The sequence below is a fragment of the Buttiauxella sp. genome (genome assembly GCF_049686335.1).
GTDB lineage: Bacteria > Pseudomonadota > Gammaproteobacteria > Enterobacterales > Enterobacteriaceae > Buttiauxella.
Map to the genome: position 1 here is coordinate 1 of NZ_JBAVHX010000007.1, position 17,305 is coordinate 17,305.

Below are 17,305 nucleotides of genomic sequence, written 5' to 3' on the forward strand. Positions count from 1 at the left end.
GCGATATCGTGCTGCAGAGTGAAAGCAAAATCACGCTGAAAATGGGCGGCTCATTCATCGTCATTCATCCCGGCGGCGTGGATATCACCGGCCTGAAAATCAATCTCAACGGCGGCGGCAGTCCGGGGACACCGGTTAAGACGTTGCAGGCAGCGGTATTGAGCCGTCTGAGTGATGAGGATGATTCAGCAGATGAGCCTCCGGAGGATGAGGACGGGAGTTATGATGATTCCTGCTGCGGGAATGACTCAGGAGAAAAGGATGAACCAAGCCTGAATCATATGCTTGCTTCATTGAAAGGAATGGATGGTATTCAGAGTAAAGAACTTATATTTAATGCATTTTTTGAAGGGGATATGGAATGACTTCTCAATTAACTCCAATTTTTGATAAAGCACATGATAAACCGAAACAATATGATGGTTTACTCGGATGGTCCGCTGATTGGAAATGCGATATAGATCAGAAAAGTAAACCCGTTCCCCTTGACGAAATATGGTCATTATCCCCTGAAGAAGAAAGCGTGATCGTTCGTAAAGGAGATACTCTTGGAAAAATTGCTAAAGAACATTTCTGTTCAACAGAAGAACTGGTTTCATATAACGGGATAACAAACCCGTCATTAATTTATCCCGGACAAATAATCAAGATACCGATTGAACATTATTCTTATCCAGATGCAGAGGATGAGCAAAGCGACGATCAATGTACTGTATCATTTTCATTTGAAGATCTCATTGAGAAACCTATTTCAGGAATTAAAGTTAAGGTTGTGTCAGCGCTGGGTGATGTGTATGAATCCATAACAGATGGGATGGGTCAAATAGAAAATTTCACCACGAAAGCTGAAGCTGAGTTGAAAATATTTGTTTCCAGTGCTGCAGGGAAGATAAAAGAGGTAGCCAGTTTCACACCGTTATCTGGAAAGGTGAATATCATTCTGTCAAGCCCTAAAGTCCGGGTGAAGGGTAAGAGCATTGCTTTAACAGGGCCTTCAGGTAATGTCGAAAATAAAAATGGTGATATCAATAATGTCGAGGTTGGGCGCGATTCGCAGGGTGGTCCCAGAATTCATATCAGCCATGTCTGTCCAAACGCTTATGACCTGACGTTAAGAAAGAATGTTATTTACTGGAATCAAATTATTGCGGCATCTGAACGGAGCGGCATTATTCCTCAATGCATAGCAGCGGTGATCAGTGCCGAAGCAGCAAAGTATGCAGGTGGAGTATGGAAACCCACCTCTGTTTGTAGATCAGGAACTAACCCAAGGACAAATATAACCAGTTACAAGAGTTCTGCGGCAGGAATGACTCAGTTTTTAAACGGTTCATGGATGGCTGAAACCTTTAGGAATGGAACTTACTTGTATGAAAAAGCAACACAGGAGGGACTCATTGCGGATAAACCAGTATTAGATATAAACGGGCTGGAAGTAAGAAATAAGAAAGGTGAAGTTAAATATGAGAAGAAGTTTGAAATATTTCCAGATGAATGGAGGAATTTAAAGGAACTAAGGAGACAAAGGTTTATAACCGGCGTGACGCCCTATCCACGTTATGCAACACATGCTGTACAAAAATGGCTAGATCTCAGATTCAAGCCTGAGTATGCGATTATGGCAGCGGTTGATTATGGAGTGGCGAATTTAGCCTCACTTCAAAATGCAGGCTATAACATTGATGGACTCAATGATGCAGAGAAAGCAAAATTAATCTATCTTACGCATCACCTGGGATTAGGCGATGCAAAACTATTTATAAAAAATGAGATACCAGAAAGCAGGGCTAGTCATTTATTAAAAGCTCAAGTTGGGGTGAGGTCAGCTGTAGAAAAATTCATTAAGCAGGGTAGTTACATCCAGGCGCACAGAACATGGCTAACGGAGTATATAAACAACAATATCAAAGTTGAAAAATACTTCTGTCCAGAGTTAACAAACCCGCCAAAGCTTAAAGATGCTTCACTTTTAGAAGTGTTAAACTCAATATAAATACAGAGTCGCCATGAAAAATTATTTATTAATCATAGCAATGTTTTTTTTGTATCCGATTATCAGCTTTGCTGAATGTAATCCCAATGCAACACTATGTAAGAACACCACTCTTGGCCTACTCAATCAAGTAGAAATGGTTAACTCAGGGGATGAATACTCATACATATTCCTTAATGGTAAGGAAATATATAAGGCAAAAACGAGTTATATGGTTGCAAGTAATGATGATGGAATATTTAAAAACAAGAAGTATTTAATAACTAAAGCCACTCTTTCATATGTGTCAGAGGACCCTTGCTTCCCAGATAAACAAGCATCACGCTGTGGTGTTAATGTGGTTCTTGACCTAACAAGTGGAAAACCAGTAATTTCCAATAGTTTTTTCTCTGAGTTCGGAGAGTCTAACATTACCTGGGTTTCATGGGGAAAAGCGAATGCGATCATCGTCATTGATGATGAACTACGATTTAAATATGCCAATGGGCATGTCGAACGTGTTACTCAAGATAAAAACTCTATTTCAAGTAGTGACGTTGGTAAATAAATCTTTATGCCAGGTTGATATCAGATAGGTGAGAGCAACAATCACCAATGGATAATTGCCCTACACCGCCTACGAGCGTCTACTGTTTATGACAGTACCCCGAAAGAATTGGGCAATCTGCGCGGTCGTCACCCGGACAGGATTCAGCAAGCGCCAGCCATTGTTGGCGCATCGCCTGAAGCTCACTTATGTTAATGTTTCCTGCCGATTTTGTCGGATGTCGCTGCCGCTCATCCGACCTGTGATTCAAGCCTGTGGAGGCAGACACACGCCAATGCCACCAATGCCGCAATAGCCATATGGATTTTTATGCAGATATTGCTGGTGGTCGTCTTCGGCATAATAGAACGGACCCGCATTGGCGATTTCCGTAGTTACCTTGCGGTCATCTCCGGCGCGAGCCATCGCCTCCTGGAAACGTTCGAAACTGGCGCGCGCGGCGCTATCTTGCTCAGGCGTAAGTGGGTAAATCCCGGAGCGATATTGCGTCCCGACGTCTCCGCCCTGGCGCATGCCCTGAGCCGGATCGTGATTTTCCCAGAACACCTGCAGCAACTGTTCGTAACTCACCACTTGTTGGTCGTAAACCACACGCACGGCTTCGGTGTGCCCGGTCATGCCACTGCACACTTCACGGTAGGTTGGATTGGGCGTAAATCCGCCCGCGTAACCTGCGGCGGTGCTGTATACCCCTGGGACCCGCCAGAACACACGCTCAACGCCCCAGAAACAGCCCATCGCAAAATAAGCGATTTCCATCCCATCTGGTACATTTGTCATTGAGTGTTCGTTAACCGCATGCAACGTGGCAATAGGCATCGGGGTGTTGCGGCCAGGCAACGCTTCTGACTGGGTCACGGGATGGGTTTTCTCAAATAATTTCATCAGTCATGCTCTCCCGATATCGGCAAAATTTAACAACAACCGTCGAGCGGTTGTAACGAAGCGTGTTATTGCAGACAATAACCACGCATTATCAGACTACAGTACATATAAGAATTATTTGGGTTATTGTGCATTTTTCAACCCCAATTGTTGGGGTTTTGTTAAGCCTAAGGGCGGCGATAACGTTTCCTTCCAGGGGTGGGAACAAGGATATTCAGGAGAAAACGTGCCACAAATTCGGATTATTTGCTCGGCCTGTTTGTGCCTGGTAAGCACGTGGGCGGGAGCTGCCAACGTACGTTTACAGGTTGATGGGTTAAGCGGCGAGCTACAAAAAAACGTTCGTGCGCAACTTTCGACAATCCAGGGTGATGAAGTGACGCCAGACCGGCGTTTTCGCGCGCGCGTGGATGATGCTATCCGTAACGGATTGAAAGCGCTCGGGTATTATGAGCCGACCATTGAGTTCGACCTGCGGCCACCACCGGCCAAAGGGCGTCAGGTTTTGATAGCTAAAGTCGATCCCGGCCCGCCAGTTCTGATTGGCGGCACTGATGTTATCCTGCGTGGTGGCGCGCGCGATGATAAAGATTACATCGCGTTATTGGGAGATCGCCCGAAGATCGGCACCATTCTTAATCATCATGATTACGACAGTTTCAAAAAAGACCTTACCAAAATCGCGCTGCGTAAGGGCTACTTCGACAGTGAATTCATCAAAAGCCAGCTCGGGGTTTCCCTTGAGCGACGCCAGGCGTTCTGGGATATCGATTACAACAGCGGTGAGCGTTATCGTTTTGGCCCGGTGACCTTCCAGGGCTCACAAATTCGTGAAGAATATCTGCAAAATCTGGTGCCGTTTAAGACGGGCGATTATTACCAGTCGAGCGATTTGGCTGAGTTAAACCGCCGCTTATCAGCAACAGGCTGGTTTAATTCGGTGGTCGTGGCGCCGGAATTCGAGAAATCGCGCAAAACCAAAGTGTTGCCATTGCAGGGTGTCGTTTCCCCGAGAACTGAAAATACCATTGAAACCGGTGTGGGTTATTCCACCGACGTGGGTCCTCGCGTAAAAGCGTCGTGGAAAAAACCGTGGATGAACTCCTACGGCCACAGCCTGACCAGCAGTATCAGCCTTTCCGCGCCCGAGCAGATTGTCGATTTCAGCTACAAAATGCCGCTGCTTAAGAACCCGCTGGAACAATATTATCTGGTGCAGGGCGGCTTTAAAGCCACTGACCTGAACGATACCAAGTCCGACTCCAGCACCCTCGCGGTCTCCCGTTATTGGGATTTATCCAGCGGCTGGCAGCATGCCATCAACCTGCGCTGGAGCCTCGACCACTTTACTCAGGCAGACGTGACGAATACCACGATGCTGCTTTATCCTGGTGTGAGCCTCAACCGTACCCGTTCGCGCGGCGGTTTGATGCCAACCTGGGGTGATTCACAACGCTACTCGATTGATGTTTCCGACACCATGTGGGGGTCTGATGTCGACTTTGCTGTTATTCAGGCACAGCAAGTCTGGATCCGCACGTTGCAGGAAAAACACCGTTTTGTGGTGCGCGGCAACGTGGGCTGGATTGAAACAAACGACTTCGACAAAGTGCCACCTGACTTGCGTTTCTTCGCCGGTGGCGACCGCAGTATTCGTGGTTACTCCTATAAATCTGTCTCTCCGGAAAACGACAAAGGCGAGCTGACGGGGGCATCAAAAATGGTCACCGGTTCCCTGGAATATCAGTACAACGTCACGGGAAAATGGTGGGGCGCGGTATTTGTTGACTCAGGTGAAGCGGTCAACGATTTCAAACAGAGCAACTTTAAAACCGGCGCAGGTTTCGGTGTGCGCTGGCAGTCACCTGTCGGGCCCATCAAGCTCGATCTGGCCGTTCCGGTGGCTGACAAAGATGAGCACGGATTACAGTTTTACATCGGTTTGGGGCCTGAACTATGAGTCGTTGGAAGAAGATAAGCCTCGCGGTGTTGGTCTTTATCGTGCTGCTAATTGGCGCAGTTGGTTTCCTGGTGGGCACGACGAGCGGGCTGCATGTCTTATTTAATGCGGCCAATCGTTGGGTGCCGGGGCTGGACATCGCAAACGTAACCGGTGGCTGGCGCAATCTGAGTATCAAAGGTTTGCGATACCAGCAGCCTGGCGTCAATGTCACTGCGGGTGAAATTAATCTCGCGGTTAAACTCGGCTGCCTGCGCGACAGTAGCCTGTGCGTGAATAATCTCTCGCTCAAAGATATCGACGTGGTTGTCGACACCAAAAAAATGCCACCGTCGGCTGCGGTTGAGGAAGAAGACACTGGCCCGTTAGATCTCACTACGCCATATCCGATCACTCTGAGCCGCGTGGCGCTTAACAACGTTAATATCAAGATTGATAACACCACCGTTTCGGTGATGGAGTTTACCTCTGGCCTGAACTGGCAAGAGCGAAACCTGACGGTGACGCCAACCAATCTCGAAGGCTTGCTGATTGCACTGCCGAAGGTAGCAAAAGTCGCGCAGGAAGAGGTGGTCGAGCCGAAGATCCAGAACCCGCAGCCGGAAGAGTTACCGCTTGGGGAAACGCTCAAACAGCTGTTTGAAAACCCTGTTTTGCCAGAAATGACCGATGTGCATTTGCCGCTCAACCTGAATATTCAGGAGTTTCGCGGCTCGCAACTGCGCCTGACCGGTGATACCGATTTGCTGGTCAGCAGCCTGTTGTTAAAAGTCAGCAGCATCGACGGCTCTCTGAAACTTGACGCGCTGGATGTCGACTCTAACCAGGGGCAGGTAAATGCCACGGGTAGCGCGGAGCTGCGCGATAAATGGCCGGTGGATCTCACCTTAAACACCACGCTGAATATCGATCTGATTAAAGGCGAAAAGGTGAAGATGAAGATTGGCGGGGAACTGCGGGATGTGCTGAAAGTCGGCATGAATCTTTCAGGCCCGGTCGACATGGAAATCACCGCACATACGCAGCTGGCTGAGGCCGGTTTGCCGCTCAATCTGGAAGTGGTCAGCAAACAGCTTTACTGGCCGTTTACCGGGAAAAAAGAGTATCAGGCCGACGATCTTAAACTGAAATTCAGTGGGAAAATGACGGACTACGCGCTGTCATTCCGCACCTCAGTGAAAGGCGAACAAATCCCTCCAGCGGTGATTACCCTTGACGGCAAAGGCAACGAGCAACAGCTAAATCTCGACAAGCTACGGGTGAGCGCATTGCAGGGAAACACTGACCTGAAAGCGGTTCTCGACTGGAGCAAAGCGATTAGCTGGCGTGGCGAGTTGAAACTCGACGACATCAACACCGCGAAGCAATTCCCGGACTGGCCTGCGAAGCTTGACGGCCTGGTGAAAACCAGCGGCAGTCTGTATGGCGGCAGCTGGCAGGTGGATGTCTCGGAGCTGAAACTTGCCGGTAACGTCAAAAATAACAAAGTGAGTGTGACCGGGAAACTCAACGGTAACAGTTACATGCAGTGGAAAATCCCTGGTTTGCATGTCGAGCTGGGACGCAACAGCGCGGATATTAAAGGCGAGCTGGGAGCGAAGGATTTGGATCTCGATGCCCATATCGATGCCCCGAATCTCGACAATGCGTTACCCGGCCTCGGCGGTACGGCAAAAGGCCTCATTAAAGTGCGTGGCGAAGTGAAAGCACCGCAACTGCTGGCGAATGTCACGGCTAACAATTTGCGCTGGCAAGAGCTGTCTATTGCACGCGTGTTGTTGAAAGGGGATGTGAAATCCACCGATCAAATCGCCGGGGATCTGGATCTGCGCGTCGAAGGCATTGCCCAGCCAGGGGTGAATATCAACCTGGCGACCCTTGTGGCAAAAGGCTCTGAAAAGCAGCATCAGTTACAATTGCGCATCCAGGGCGAGCCGGTCTCCGGGCAACTCGATCTCTCCGGCAGCTTCTCTCGTGCGGAAGAGCGCTGGCGCGGCACCCTCAGTAATACTCGTTTCGAGACACCTGTCGGGCCGTGGTCGCTCAATCGGACACTTGCGCTCGATTACCGCAACAAAGAGCAGAAGATCAATATTGGCGTGCATTGCTGGACTAACCCGAATGCCGAACTTTGCGTGCCACAGCCGATTGATGCCGGCGCGAAAGGGCGTGCGGTGGTCAATCTCAATCGCTTTGATCTCGCGATGCTCAAACCGTTTATGCCAGCGGATACGCAGGCTGTCGGCACCTTCAGCGGCCGGGCAGATGTCAGCTGGGATGCGGAATCTGAAGGCTTGCCTCAGGGTTCCGTCACGCTCACGGGCAACGGCGTTAAAGTCACGCAAGTGGTCAATGACAGCCCACTGCTGGTGGCGTTCGACACGCTTAATTTGAATGCGGAACTCAAAAACAACCAGGCGAAACTGGGCTGGTTGATCCGTGTTGCGCAAAACGGCCAGTTCGACGGCCAGGTGCAAATTAGCGATCCGCAGAACCGCCGTAATCTCGCCGGTAATGTGAATATGCGTAACTTTGATTTGGCTATCGCCAACTCGATTTTCTCGCGCGGGGAAAAAGCTGCCGGGAAACTTAACGCCAACTTACGACTGGCGGGTAACGCCGAGCGTCCACAACTGTTCGGGCAATTGCAGCTCAATGGCATGGATATCGACGGTAACTTTATGCCGTTTGATATGCAGCCAAGCCAGATTGCGATGAATTTTAATGGGATGAACTCAACGCTTGCCGGCACGGTGCGCACTAAACAGGGGGATATTGCGCTGAGTGGTGACGCAGACTGGACGCAAATCGACAACTGGCGGGCCCGTGTGGCGGCGAAAGGCAATAAGGTACGCATCACAGTGCCGCCGATGGTACGCCTCGACGTTTCGCCAGACGTTGAGTTTGTCGCGACGCCAAGTCTGTTCACACTGGATGGCCGCGTTGATATTCCGTGGGCGCGTATCGTGGTACATGACGTGCCGGAAAGCTCAGTCGGCGTTTCCAGTGACGAAGTGATGCTGGATAAAAATCTTAAGCCGATAAAACCGCAAACCGCGGGCATCCCGATCAACAGTAATCTGATTATCCACGTCGGCGATAACGTGCGTCTGAGTGCCTTTGGTTTGAAAGCGCGTTTGAACGGTGATTTGAAGATGGTGCAGGATAAGCAGGGCCTGGGTCTGAACGGGCAGATCAACATTCCGGAAGGGCGCTTCCACGCTTACGGACAGGATTTGATCGTGCGAAAAGGCATACTGCTGTTCTCGGGGCCGCCGGATCAACCGTTGCTGAATATCGAGGCCATTCGTAATCCGGAAGCGACGGAAGATGACGTCATTGCCGGTGTTCGTGTCACAGGAACGGCCGATGAGCCAAAAGCTGAAATATTTTCTGATCCGGCTATGCCACAGCAAGAAGCCTTGTCCTACCTGCTTCGCGGGCAAGGTTTAGACACTTCTGGCGACGAAGGTAACGCCATGACGTCAATGCTTGTTGGCTTGGGGGTTGCACAAAGTGGTCAGGTTGTGGGTAAAATCGGCGAGACGTTTGGCGTAAGCAACCTGGCGCTGGACACCGCTGGGGTGGGGGATTCCTCACAAGTGGTGGTCAGTGGCTATGTACTGCCAGGTCTCCAGGTAAAATATGGCGTGGGTATTTTTGACTCGTTGGCGACACTAACACTGCGCTATCGCCTGATGCCTAAGCTGTACCTGGAAGCGGTGTCTGGAATCGACCAGGCACTTGATCTGCTTTATCAGTTTGAGTTTTAAGCTATGCGAATTTTTGTTTACGGCAGTTTACGACGCAAGCAAGGTAATAGTCACTGGATGACCAACGCCCAGTGGCTTGGGGAGCATCATGTCGAAAATTACGCTTTATACAGCCTCGGCCATTATCCGGGAGTCGTACCGGGTGAGGGATCGGTGTTGGGTGAAGTGTATCGCATTGATGCTTCTACTCTTTCTGAATTGGATGCTTTGCGCACCAAAGGTGGCGAATATAAACGCCAACTGATTCGGACCCCCTATGGCAGTGCGTGGATGTACGTCTACCAACGGCCAGTCGATGGGTTAACCCGCATTGAAAGCGGTAACTGGCTGGACAAAGACCAGTACTAAAATGCTTCCAACGGCCACTCATTCGAGTGGCCGTCACTTTTGCAAAGCCAAAAAAAACACCGCCAGTTGGCGGTGTTTTCACATACATTGAGCGACGTAAGAATTACTTTTTAGCACGCTCGAAGGAAGCAATGATTTCCGCTTTAGCGGCTTCAGCATTGTCCCAACCTTCAACTTTAACCCATTTGCCTTTCTCGAGAGCTTTGTACTGCTCGAAGAAGTGGGAGATCTGCGCTTTCAGCAGTTCTGGCAGGTCGTTCACATCTTTAATGTGATCGTATTCTTTGCTCAGTTTGGTGTGCGGAACCGCAACCAGCTTAGCGTCTTCGCCAGCTTCGTCAGTCATTTTCAGCACGCCAACTGGACGGCAACGGATAACAGAACCTGGTTGCAGTGGGTACGGAGTTGGGACCAGAACGTCAACCGGATCACCATCTAAAGACAGGGTGTGGTTGATGTAACCGTAGTTGCACGGATAGAACATTGCGGTAGACATGAAACGGTCAACGAACAGCGCGCCGGTGTCTTTATCAATTTCATATTTGATAGGGTCAGCGTTTGCTGGGATTTCGATAACAACGTAGATGTCTTCTGGCAGATCTTTACCCGCAGGGACGTTGAGTAAGCTCATGTCTTTTTTCCTTTAAACTGGTGTCATTCAAGTGCCCAGTATTATAGCTAACTGCACCTAAATGTCTTTTGCTCTTTTTGCACCGATATTTGCCCGCCATCCCTTTCCAGAACCTTCCGACAACGCGAAAATCCATAAACATAGCCGTATCCTTTATAAATTTTTGTAAGCGGTTACAAGCATGTAGGTGACTTGTTTGAATTGTGATGTAACTCATTCTGTTAGCCACTATGTCGTCTATAGTTTTCTCGAAGGTCAGGTATTAACCAACAATAACCCTACGAGGATGTACCTATGTGGAAGCGCTTACTTTTGGTCTCTGCTGTCTCCGCAGCTATGTCGTCTATGGCGATAGCTGCTCCGTTAACGGTCGGATTTTCGCAGGTAGGATCTGAATCCGGTTGGCGTGCGGCAGAAACGTCGGTTGCGAAGAGCGAAGCTCAGAAACGTGGCATCACGCTGAAAATCGCTGACGGTCAACAAAAACAAGAAAACCAGATTAAAGCAGTTCGTTCGTTTATCGCTCAGGGCGTTGACGCAATCTTCATCGCGCCAATCGTCGCCACGGGTTGGGAGCCTGTATTACAAGAAGCAAAAGAGGCCAAAATCCCGGTATTCCTGCTGGACCGTAATATCGATGTAAAAGACAAATCGCTGTATATGACGGTGGTGACAGCCAACAACGTGCTGGAAGGCCAGTTGATTGGTGAGTGGCTGCTCAAAGAACTGAATGGCAAGCAGTGTAACGTGGTTGAGTTGCAAGGCACCGTGGGCGCGAGCGTGGCAATCGACCGTAAGAAAGGTTTTGCTGACGCCATCTCTAAAGCGTCTAACGTGAAAATTATCCGTTCTCAGTCCGGCGACTTCACCCGCAGTAAAGGTAAAGAAGTCATGGAAAGCTTTATCAAAGCTGAGAACAACGGCAAAAACATCTGCATGGTTTACGCCCATAACGATGACATGGTGATTGGTGCGATTCAGGCCATCAAAGAAGCGGGCCTGAAACCAGGTAAAGACATTCTGACCGGTTCTATCGACGGCGTGCCGGACATCTACAAAGCCATGATCGATGGTGAAGCGAACGCAAGCGTTGAACTGACACCAAACATGGCAGGCCCGGCGTTTGACGCACTCGAGAAATTCAAGAAAGACGGCACCATGCCAGAAAAAGTGACGATTACGAAGTCGACCCTGTACCTCCCGGACACCGCGAAAGAAGAGCTCGAGAAGAAGAAATCGATGGGTTACTAACATAGAGAATTTTCTTTCATAGAGCGGATTCATCCGCCGTTATGGTTCAGATATGTAGGGCGGATAAGCGCAGCGTCATCCGCCGAAACGGTTTAGATATGTAGGATGGATAAGCGTAGCGTCATCAACCATCAAGGTGCAGACCACGTCGATGGCGCTGCTGCTTATCCATCCTACAGTTGTACGTTGGCGGGAGTGCGTTAATGGACATACATAACAACCAGGAAATTCTGCGCACGGAAGGCTTATCGAAACATTTCCCAGGGGTCAAAGCGCTCGACAAAGTCGACTTCAGCCTTAAACGTGGCGAAATCATGGCGTTGTTGGGTGAAAATGGCGCGGGAAAATCAACGCTTATCAAAGCACTGACCGGTGTTTATCAACGTGATAGCGGCAATATTTATCTTGAAGGTGAACTGATTTCACCGAAAAACACCGCCCACGCCCAACAGCTTGGCATTGGCACGGTGTATCAGGAAGTGAACCTGTTGCCGAATATGTCGGTGGCAGACAATCTGTTTATTGGACGGGAGCCACGTCGCTTTGGTTTTTTACAACGCAAAGAGATGGAAAGGCGCGCCACCCGGCTGATGGAATCCTACGGGTTTTCGCTGGATGTCGCCGAACCACTGAACCGCTATTCTGTGGCGATGCAGCAAATCGTAGCGATTTGCCGGGCGATTGATCTGTCGGCAAAAGTGCTGATCCTCGATGAACCGACCGCCAGCCTCGACACCAAAGAGGTCGAAATGCTCTTTACCCTGATGCGCCAACTGCGCGATCAGGGCGTGAGCCTGATCTTTGTCACCCACTTCCTCGATCAAGTTTATGAAGTCACGGACAGGATCACGGTTCTGCGTAACGGCGCGTTTGTTGGCACGCGGGAAACCGCCGAGCTGCCACAGATCGAACTGGTCAAAATGATGCTGGGGCGTGAGCTGGAAAGTAATGCGCTAAACCGCGCAGGCCGCACATTATTGAGTGACAAACCGGTTGCCGCATTTAAAGATTTCGGTAAGAAAGGGGTGATCAATCCTTTCGATCTGGAAGTGCGTCCAGGCGAGATCGTCGGTCTTGCAGGGTTGCTAGGCTCCGGGCGCACCGAAACCGCCGAAGTTATTTTTGGGATCAAACCCGCAGACAGCGGCAATGCGTGGATCAAAGGCAAACAACAATCGCTGCGATCGCCGCATAAAGCCTCGTCGCTGGGAATTGGTTTTTGCCCTGAAGATCGCAAAACCGATGGGATAATTGCCGCCGCCTCGGTGCGTGAAAATATCATCCTCGCCTTGCAGGCGCAGCGCGGCTGGTTACGGCCGATCCCCAAACGTGAGCAATACCAGATTGCTGAACGGTTTATCCGCCAGCTTGGGATCCGCACGCCAGGCCCCGATCAGCCAATTGAATTTCTCTCTGGCGGCAATCAGCAAAAAGTTCTGCTCTCGCGCTGGCTGCTAACCAAACCGCAATTCCTGATCCTCGATGAACCTACGCGTGGGATCGACGTTGGCGCACACGCCGAAATTATCCGCTTGATCGAAACGCTGTGTGCCGATGGCCTGGCGCTACTGGTTATTTCCTCTGAACTTGAAGAACTGGTGGGTTATGCGGATCGCGTGATCATCATGCGCGACAGGCAGCAAGTGGCGGAGATCCCACTGGCTGAGCTTTCTGTATCGGCAATTATGAATGCCATTGCGGCATAAGGAGTAAAACGTGATGCCTCGTTCATTGCCGCAGGCCGAAGTCGAAAAGCCAAAATACCGCTTCCGTTGGCCGCCAGGGGTTCCGCAACTGGTGGCGCTGGTGCTGGTATTGCTGGTTGATAGTCTGGTTGCCAACCATTTCTTCGATATCGTGGTACAAAACGGGCGGCTATTCGGCAGCCCGATAGACATTCTTAACCGTGCGGCGCCGGTCGCATTATTGGCCATCGGGATGACGCTTGTGATTGCCACAGGCGGTATCGATCTTTCCGTTGGTGCGGTGATGGCGATTGCGGGTGCGACGGCGGCAACGCTGACCGTTGATGGCTACAGCCTGACAGTGGTTATCCTTTCCGCGCTGGGCGTCGGGATTCTGGCGGGGCTGTGGAATGGAATTCTGGTGGCGATCCTCAAGATTCAGCCGTTTGTCGCCACGTTGATCCTGATGGTTGCCGGGCGCGGGGTGGCGCAGCTGATTACCGCAGGCCAGATCGTCACGTTCAACTCGCCAAACCTTTCTTATCTCGGCAGCGGTTCGCTGTTCTTCTTCCCAACGCCGGTGATGATCGTGCTGGCAACGCTTCTGATCTTCTGGTTGTTCACCCGTAAAACCGCACTGGGACTGTTCATCGAATCGGTCGGGATTAACATTCGCGCGGCTAAAAATGCCGGCGTGAGTACGCGTCTGGTGGTGATGCTGACTTATGTATTAAGCGGCCTGTGCGCGGCAATTGCCGGGATTATTGTTACCGCCGATATTCGTGGTGCCGACGCCAACAACGCCGGGCTATGGCTTGAGCTGGACGCCATCCTTGCGGTGGTAATCGGAGGCGGCTCACTAATGGGCGGGCGTTTTAACATCGCGCTATCCGTGATTGGCGCGCTGATTATCCAGGGGATGAACACCGGTATTCTGCTTTCTGGTTTCCCGCCTGAGCTTAACCAGGTGGTGAAAGCGGTGGTGGTGATGTGCGTGCTGATTGTTCAGTCACCGCGATTTATTGCTCTGCTCAAAGGACTCCGTCGCCATGATCAAACGTAACTTGCCGCTGATGATTACCCTGGCGGTGTTTGTGCTGGGGTATCTGTATTGCCTGACGCAATTCCCGGGTTTTGCGTCTACACGTGTGATTTGCAACATTCTGACTGACAACGCTTTTCTGGGGATTATAGCCGTCGGAATGACGTTTGTGATTTTGTCTGGCGGTATCGATCTTTCGGTTGGTTCGGTAATCGCCTTTACCGGCGTGTTCCTTGCGAAAGCGATTGGCTTCTGGGGATTATCGCCATTAGTCGCGTTTCCGCTGGTGCTGGTGATGGGCTGTGCATTTGGCGCATTTATGGGGCTGCTGATTGACGGGCTGAAAATCCCGGCCTTTATCATTACGCTTGCGGGCATGTTCTTCCTGCGCGGGGTCAGTTACCTGGTGTCGGAAGAGTCGATTCCCATTGATCATCCGATTTATGACACCCTTTCCAACCTCGCCTGGCGTATCCCTGGCGGCGGACGGTTGAGCGTCATGGGCTTGCTGATGTTAGCCGTGGTAGTGATTGGCATTTTCCTCGCACACCGCACGCGGTTTGGCAATCAGGTGTATGCGATTGGCGGCAATGCCACGTCGGCCAACTTAATGGGGATCTCAACGCGCAGCACGACAGTGCGCATTTATATGCTCTCAACCGGTCTTGCGACTCTGGCAGGCATCGTGTTTTCACTTTACACCTCAGCCGGTTACGCGCTGGCGGGGATGGGTGTGGAGCTGGATGCGATTGCCTCGGTGGTTATCGGCGGCACATTGTTAAGCGGGGGAGTGGGAACCGTTCTCGGCACGCTGTTTGGGGTGGCGATTCAGGGGCTGATTCAGACCTATATTAACTTTGACGGCACGCTGAGTTCATGGTGGACGAAAATCGCCATCGGCATTTTGCTGTTTATTTTCATTGCCCTACAACGTGGCCTGACCGTGTTGTGGGAAAACCGTCAAAGCTCGCCTGTGAAACGCATTAAGGTGACGAACACATGACCATAAAATGTCCTGAATCGATGATTTAAGTTAAGTGAGATGTGTGGTTAATATAAACGCTCTATTAACCACATAAATTAAATGGATTTAGCATGGCAAAAGGATATTTTCTTCATATTGGGGATAAAACCACGTGCGGGGGGGAAATCTGCACAGGCAGCGCGACATTACATTTTCATGGAATAGGTGCCGCGCGAGCCGGTGATATTGTGACCTGCGGTAAATTTCCTGGCAAATTCGAAATTGTCGGAGGGTTACCTAAGAGACGTAATGGCGGGCAGTTACTGGCGGGAACTTTACATAGTGTTAGCTCCTGCCCTTGCCGGGCAACATTTATTCCCTCTATCGAAAATGGTTACGAAAAGCGAGCTGTAACCCTCCAGGATACTGATGGCTTCCTCGGTGAAAATCTTGCCGGAGATGACGAAGTTGAACAGTACGCTCAGTCAGCTAAACGTCATAAAAAACCGGAACAGCAAGAGCCTCAACCCGCAAGCGAAGATAAAGTCGCTGGGCAATCTCCCCCAACCCATAAAAAGAAACAAGAAATTATCCTGACAATTGGCGTGTTCTTTGATGGCACGGGTAATAACTCAATCAATGTGGAGAACATGTTGAAGGCTTGCTCCGGAGAGCACTTCAACCTTAACAGTGCCGATGCGCTGAGCATTCTGACCCAAAGTGCAGAAAGAAGTATGGGGGTTTCTGGTATTGGTTCTGGTAGCTACATTTCGTATCACACCAATATTCACTGGTTAAATACGTTGTATAAAACCGATCTCCCCATTGATAACGGATCAGCTCAACAATCTATCTATATCGAAGGTATTGGTACTGAAGCAGGGAAGCCTGACAGTAAGATAGGTAAAGGATTGGGCACCTCGGATACAGGAGTAATTGCCAAAACAGATAAGGCAGTATCTCTTCTTGGAAAAGAAATACAGCAAGCCTCACTGGAGATTAAGCAAAATTTAAATGGTGCTTTGTTGGTCATCAAATCCCTCCAGTTCGATATTTTTGGCTTTAGCCGTGGGGCGGCGGCAGCCCGCCATTTCGCGAACCGCATCCAATCAGAAGACAATGCTGTTATTGCCTCCATCCGACAGGGAATGGGCGAAATAGAATATCGAGGTGCTCCGTCGGGGAAAATTCGCTTTATCGGTATTTTCGACACGGTTGCAGCTATCGGTACGCCCACAAACGGCCTTAACCCCCATAACGCCGATACGGGTGAGGTGAATATTGTGCTGCGCCCGGGCGTTGCAGAAAAAGTCTTCCATATCACCGCTCTGCATGAGAACCGCTATAACTTTGCCCTGAACAGTGTTCAGCCAGCCTGGCCCGAACTGGCTTTACCTGGTGCGCATTCTGATATTGGTGGAGGGTATTTGCCCCTTGAGCGGGAAAATATCTATTTGACCCGGCCTGAAGCCGAAACCGTGCTGCTGAAGCAACCCGGCCAGAAAACACGGGTTTACCGACAGGCATTGGCCCAGAGGCAACTTCTTGAAACCGCGGCGGGCATTGCACCTATTGTGCGTACCAATAATGTTACAGGCGAAACCTGGTATGACGACAAAATGCCGCAGGATCGCTACGGTAATTTTCAAAAGCGCAGCTTCGCAGCACTGGTTATGCGCGAACGTATAGTGAAGAACGATTGGTCGAAGGTTGTGTTGCGAGTCATGCTGGATGCAGCGCAGGAAGCGGGGGTTTTGTTTGACCCAATTGACCCAAAAAATCCAGGTATGAAACTGCCTTCTGAACTTCTCCCCTACTGTAATAAGGCAATTACCCTCGGAAAACGTACCCGCACAGGAAAAACCATGTCCGGTTTTACAACCGATGAAATAGACCTGATTGCGAAAGATTATATTCACTGTTCAGCGAAGTGGAACGCTGTCGAAATGGATGATCAAGGAAAAATTAGCGGTGGCACATCAATTGCTGAAATTGTTTTCACTGACCGCCCGGACGAAGAGTGGCGGCGTACGGTATACAACATGGATGGTAAAAAGTATGAGAGTTAACAGAATATTAGCCCTGTCATTATTACTGGCACTGGTGGGCTGCCAGGCAGAAAAAAAATCGCCAGACTGCTGTAAGGCTCTGGTCGCGAAGGGTGACTGGACGTTGCCTTATGAACAATGGGAGTTCGCATTTTTCACACCCAAAGCGTTGCCCGCT

The 17,305-nt window shown here is 50.2% G+C and carries 12 protein-coding genes and 2 pseudogenes; 11 read left to right on the plus strand and 3 right to left on the minus strand.

Annotation, left to right across the window (positions count from 1 at the left end; all coding sequences use genetic code 11):
* From WBL83_RS05340 to WBL83_RS05350, 3 genes and pseudogenes are all read left to right on the plus strand, one after another.
* Positions 1 to 365, plus strand: a pseudogene (locus tag WBL83_RS05340) (type VI secretion system tip protein VgrG); the annotation flags it as partial.
* A complete protein-coding gene (locus WBL83_RS05345; RefSeq protein ID WP_424588174.1) occupies positions 362 to 1,993 on the plus strand; it encodes a LysM peptidoglycan-binding domain-containing protein in 1,632 nt (543 codons plus the stop codon). The pseudogene WBL83_RS05340 and the gene WBL83_RS05345, both read left to right, overlap by 4 nt.
* A gap of 13 nt (positions 1,994 to 2,006) precedes the next feature.
* Positions 2,007 to 2,540 carry a hypothetical protein gene (locus WBL83_RS05350; protein ID WP_424588175.1) on the plus strand — a complete coding sequence of 178 codons (534 nt, stop codon included), beginning with the start codon at positions 2,007 to 2,009 and terminating at the stop codon, positions 2,538 to 2,540.
* Positions 2,541 to 2,619: 79 nt separating this feature from the next.
* Here the strand turns inward: WBL83_RS05350 and WBL83_RS05355 are convergent.
* Positions 2,620 to 2,733: pseudogene (locus tag WBL83_RS05355) on the minus strand (heavy metal-responsive transcriptional regulator); the annotation flags it as partial.
* 53 nt (positions 2,734 to 2,786) lie between these two features.
* Complete coding sequence (gene msrA, locus WBL83_RS05360; protein WP_424588176.1) at positions 2,787 to 3,425, minus strand: peptide-methionine (S)-S-oxide reductase MsrA; 639 nt, start codon at positions 3,423 to 3,425, stop codon at positions 2,787 to 2,789.
* Between the two features lie 226 nt (positions 3,426 to 3,651).
* On the opposite strand from msrA, the gene tamA reads away from it, so the two are divergent.
* From tamA to WBL83_RS05375, 3 genes are read left to right on the plus strand one after another with little or no spacing between them, the layout of a single operon-like run.
* A complete protein-coding gene (gene tamA, locus WBL83_RS05365) occupies positions 3,652 to 5,385 on the plus strand; it encodes an autotransporter assembly complex protein TamA (protein ID WP_424588177.1) in 1,734 nt (577 codons plus the stop codon).
* The gene (gene tamB, locus WBL83_RS05370) at positions 5,382 to 9,158 is read left to right on the plus strand and encodes an autotransporter assembly complex protein TamB (RefSeq protein WP_424588178.1); all 3,777 of its coding nucleotides are present in this window, start codon (positions 5,382 to 5,384) and stop codon (positions 9,156 to 9,158) included. Before tamA ends, tamB begins: the two co-directional genes overlap by 4 nt.
* A 3-nt stretch (positions 9,159 to 9,161) precedes the next feature.
* Entirely contained in the window at positions 9,162 to 9,506 is a 345-nt protein-coding gene (locus WBL83_RS05375) for a gamma-glutamylcyclotransferase family protein (protein WP_424588179.1), read from the plus strand.
* Between the two features lie 103 nt (positions 9,507 to 9,609).
* Here the strand turns inward: WBL83_RS05375 and ppa are convergent, their stop codons facing one another.
* Positions 9,610 to 10,137 (minus strand): inorganic diphosphatase, encoded by a 528-nt coding sequence (ppa, locus tag WBL83_RS05380; protein WP_110510886.1) that lies wholly within the window; start codon positions 10,135 to 10,137, stop codon positions 9,610 to 9,612.
* Between the two features lie 294 nt (positions 10,138 to 10,431).
* Here ppa and ytfQ point away from each other — a divergent pair, with 294 nt between their 5' ends.
* From ytfQ to WBL83_RS05405, 5 genes are all read left to right on the plus strand, one after another.
* Complete coding sequence (gene ytfQ, locus WBL83_RS05385) at positions 10,432 to 11,388, plus strand: galactofuranose ABC transporter, galactofuranose-binding protein YtfQ (RefSeq protein WP_034461239.1); 957 nt, start codon at positions 10,432 to 10,434, stop codon at positions 11,386 to 11,388.
* A gap of 203 nt (positions 11,389 to 11,591) precedes the next feature.
* Positions 11,592 to 13,094 (plus strand): galactofuranose ABC transporter, ATP-binding protein YtfR, encoded by a 1,503-nt coding sequence (ytfR, locus tag WBL83_RS05390; RefSeq protein WP_424588180.1) that lies wholly within the window; start codon positions 11,592 to 11,594, stop codon positions 13,092 to 13,094.
* A gap of 10 nt (positions 13,095 to 13,104) precedes the next feature.
* Positions 13,105 to 14,136, plus strand: a complete 1,032-nt coding sequence (ytfT, locus tag WBL83_RS05395; RefSeq protein WP_424588181.1) for a galactofuranose ABC transporter, ATP-binding protein YtfT — start codon at positions 13,105 to 13,107, stop codon at positions 14,134 to 14,136.
* Positions 14,123 to 15,118 (plus strand): galactofuranose ABC transporter, permease protein YjfF, encoded by a 996-nt coding sequence (gene yjfF, locus WBL83_RS05400; protein ID WP_424588182.1) that lies wholly within the window; start codon positions 14,123 to 14,125, stop codon positions 15,116 to 15,118. Before ytfT ends, yjfF begins: the two co-directional genes overlap by 14 nt.
* A gap of 92 nt (positions 15,119 to 15,210) precedes the next feature.
* Complete coding sequence (locus WBL83_RS05405; protein ID WP_424588183.1) at positions 15,211 to 17,148, plus strand: phospholipase effector Tle1 domain-containing protein; 1,938 nt, start codon at positions 15,211 to 15,213, stop codon at positions 17,146 to 17,148.
* Positions 17,149 to 17,305: the final 157 nt, after the last annotated feature.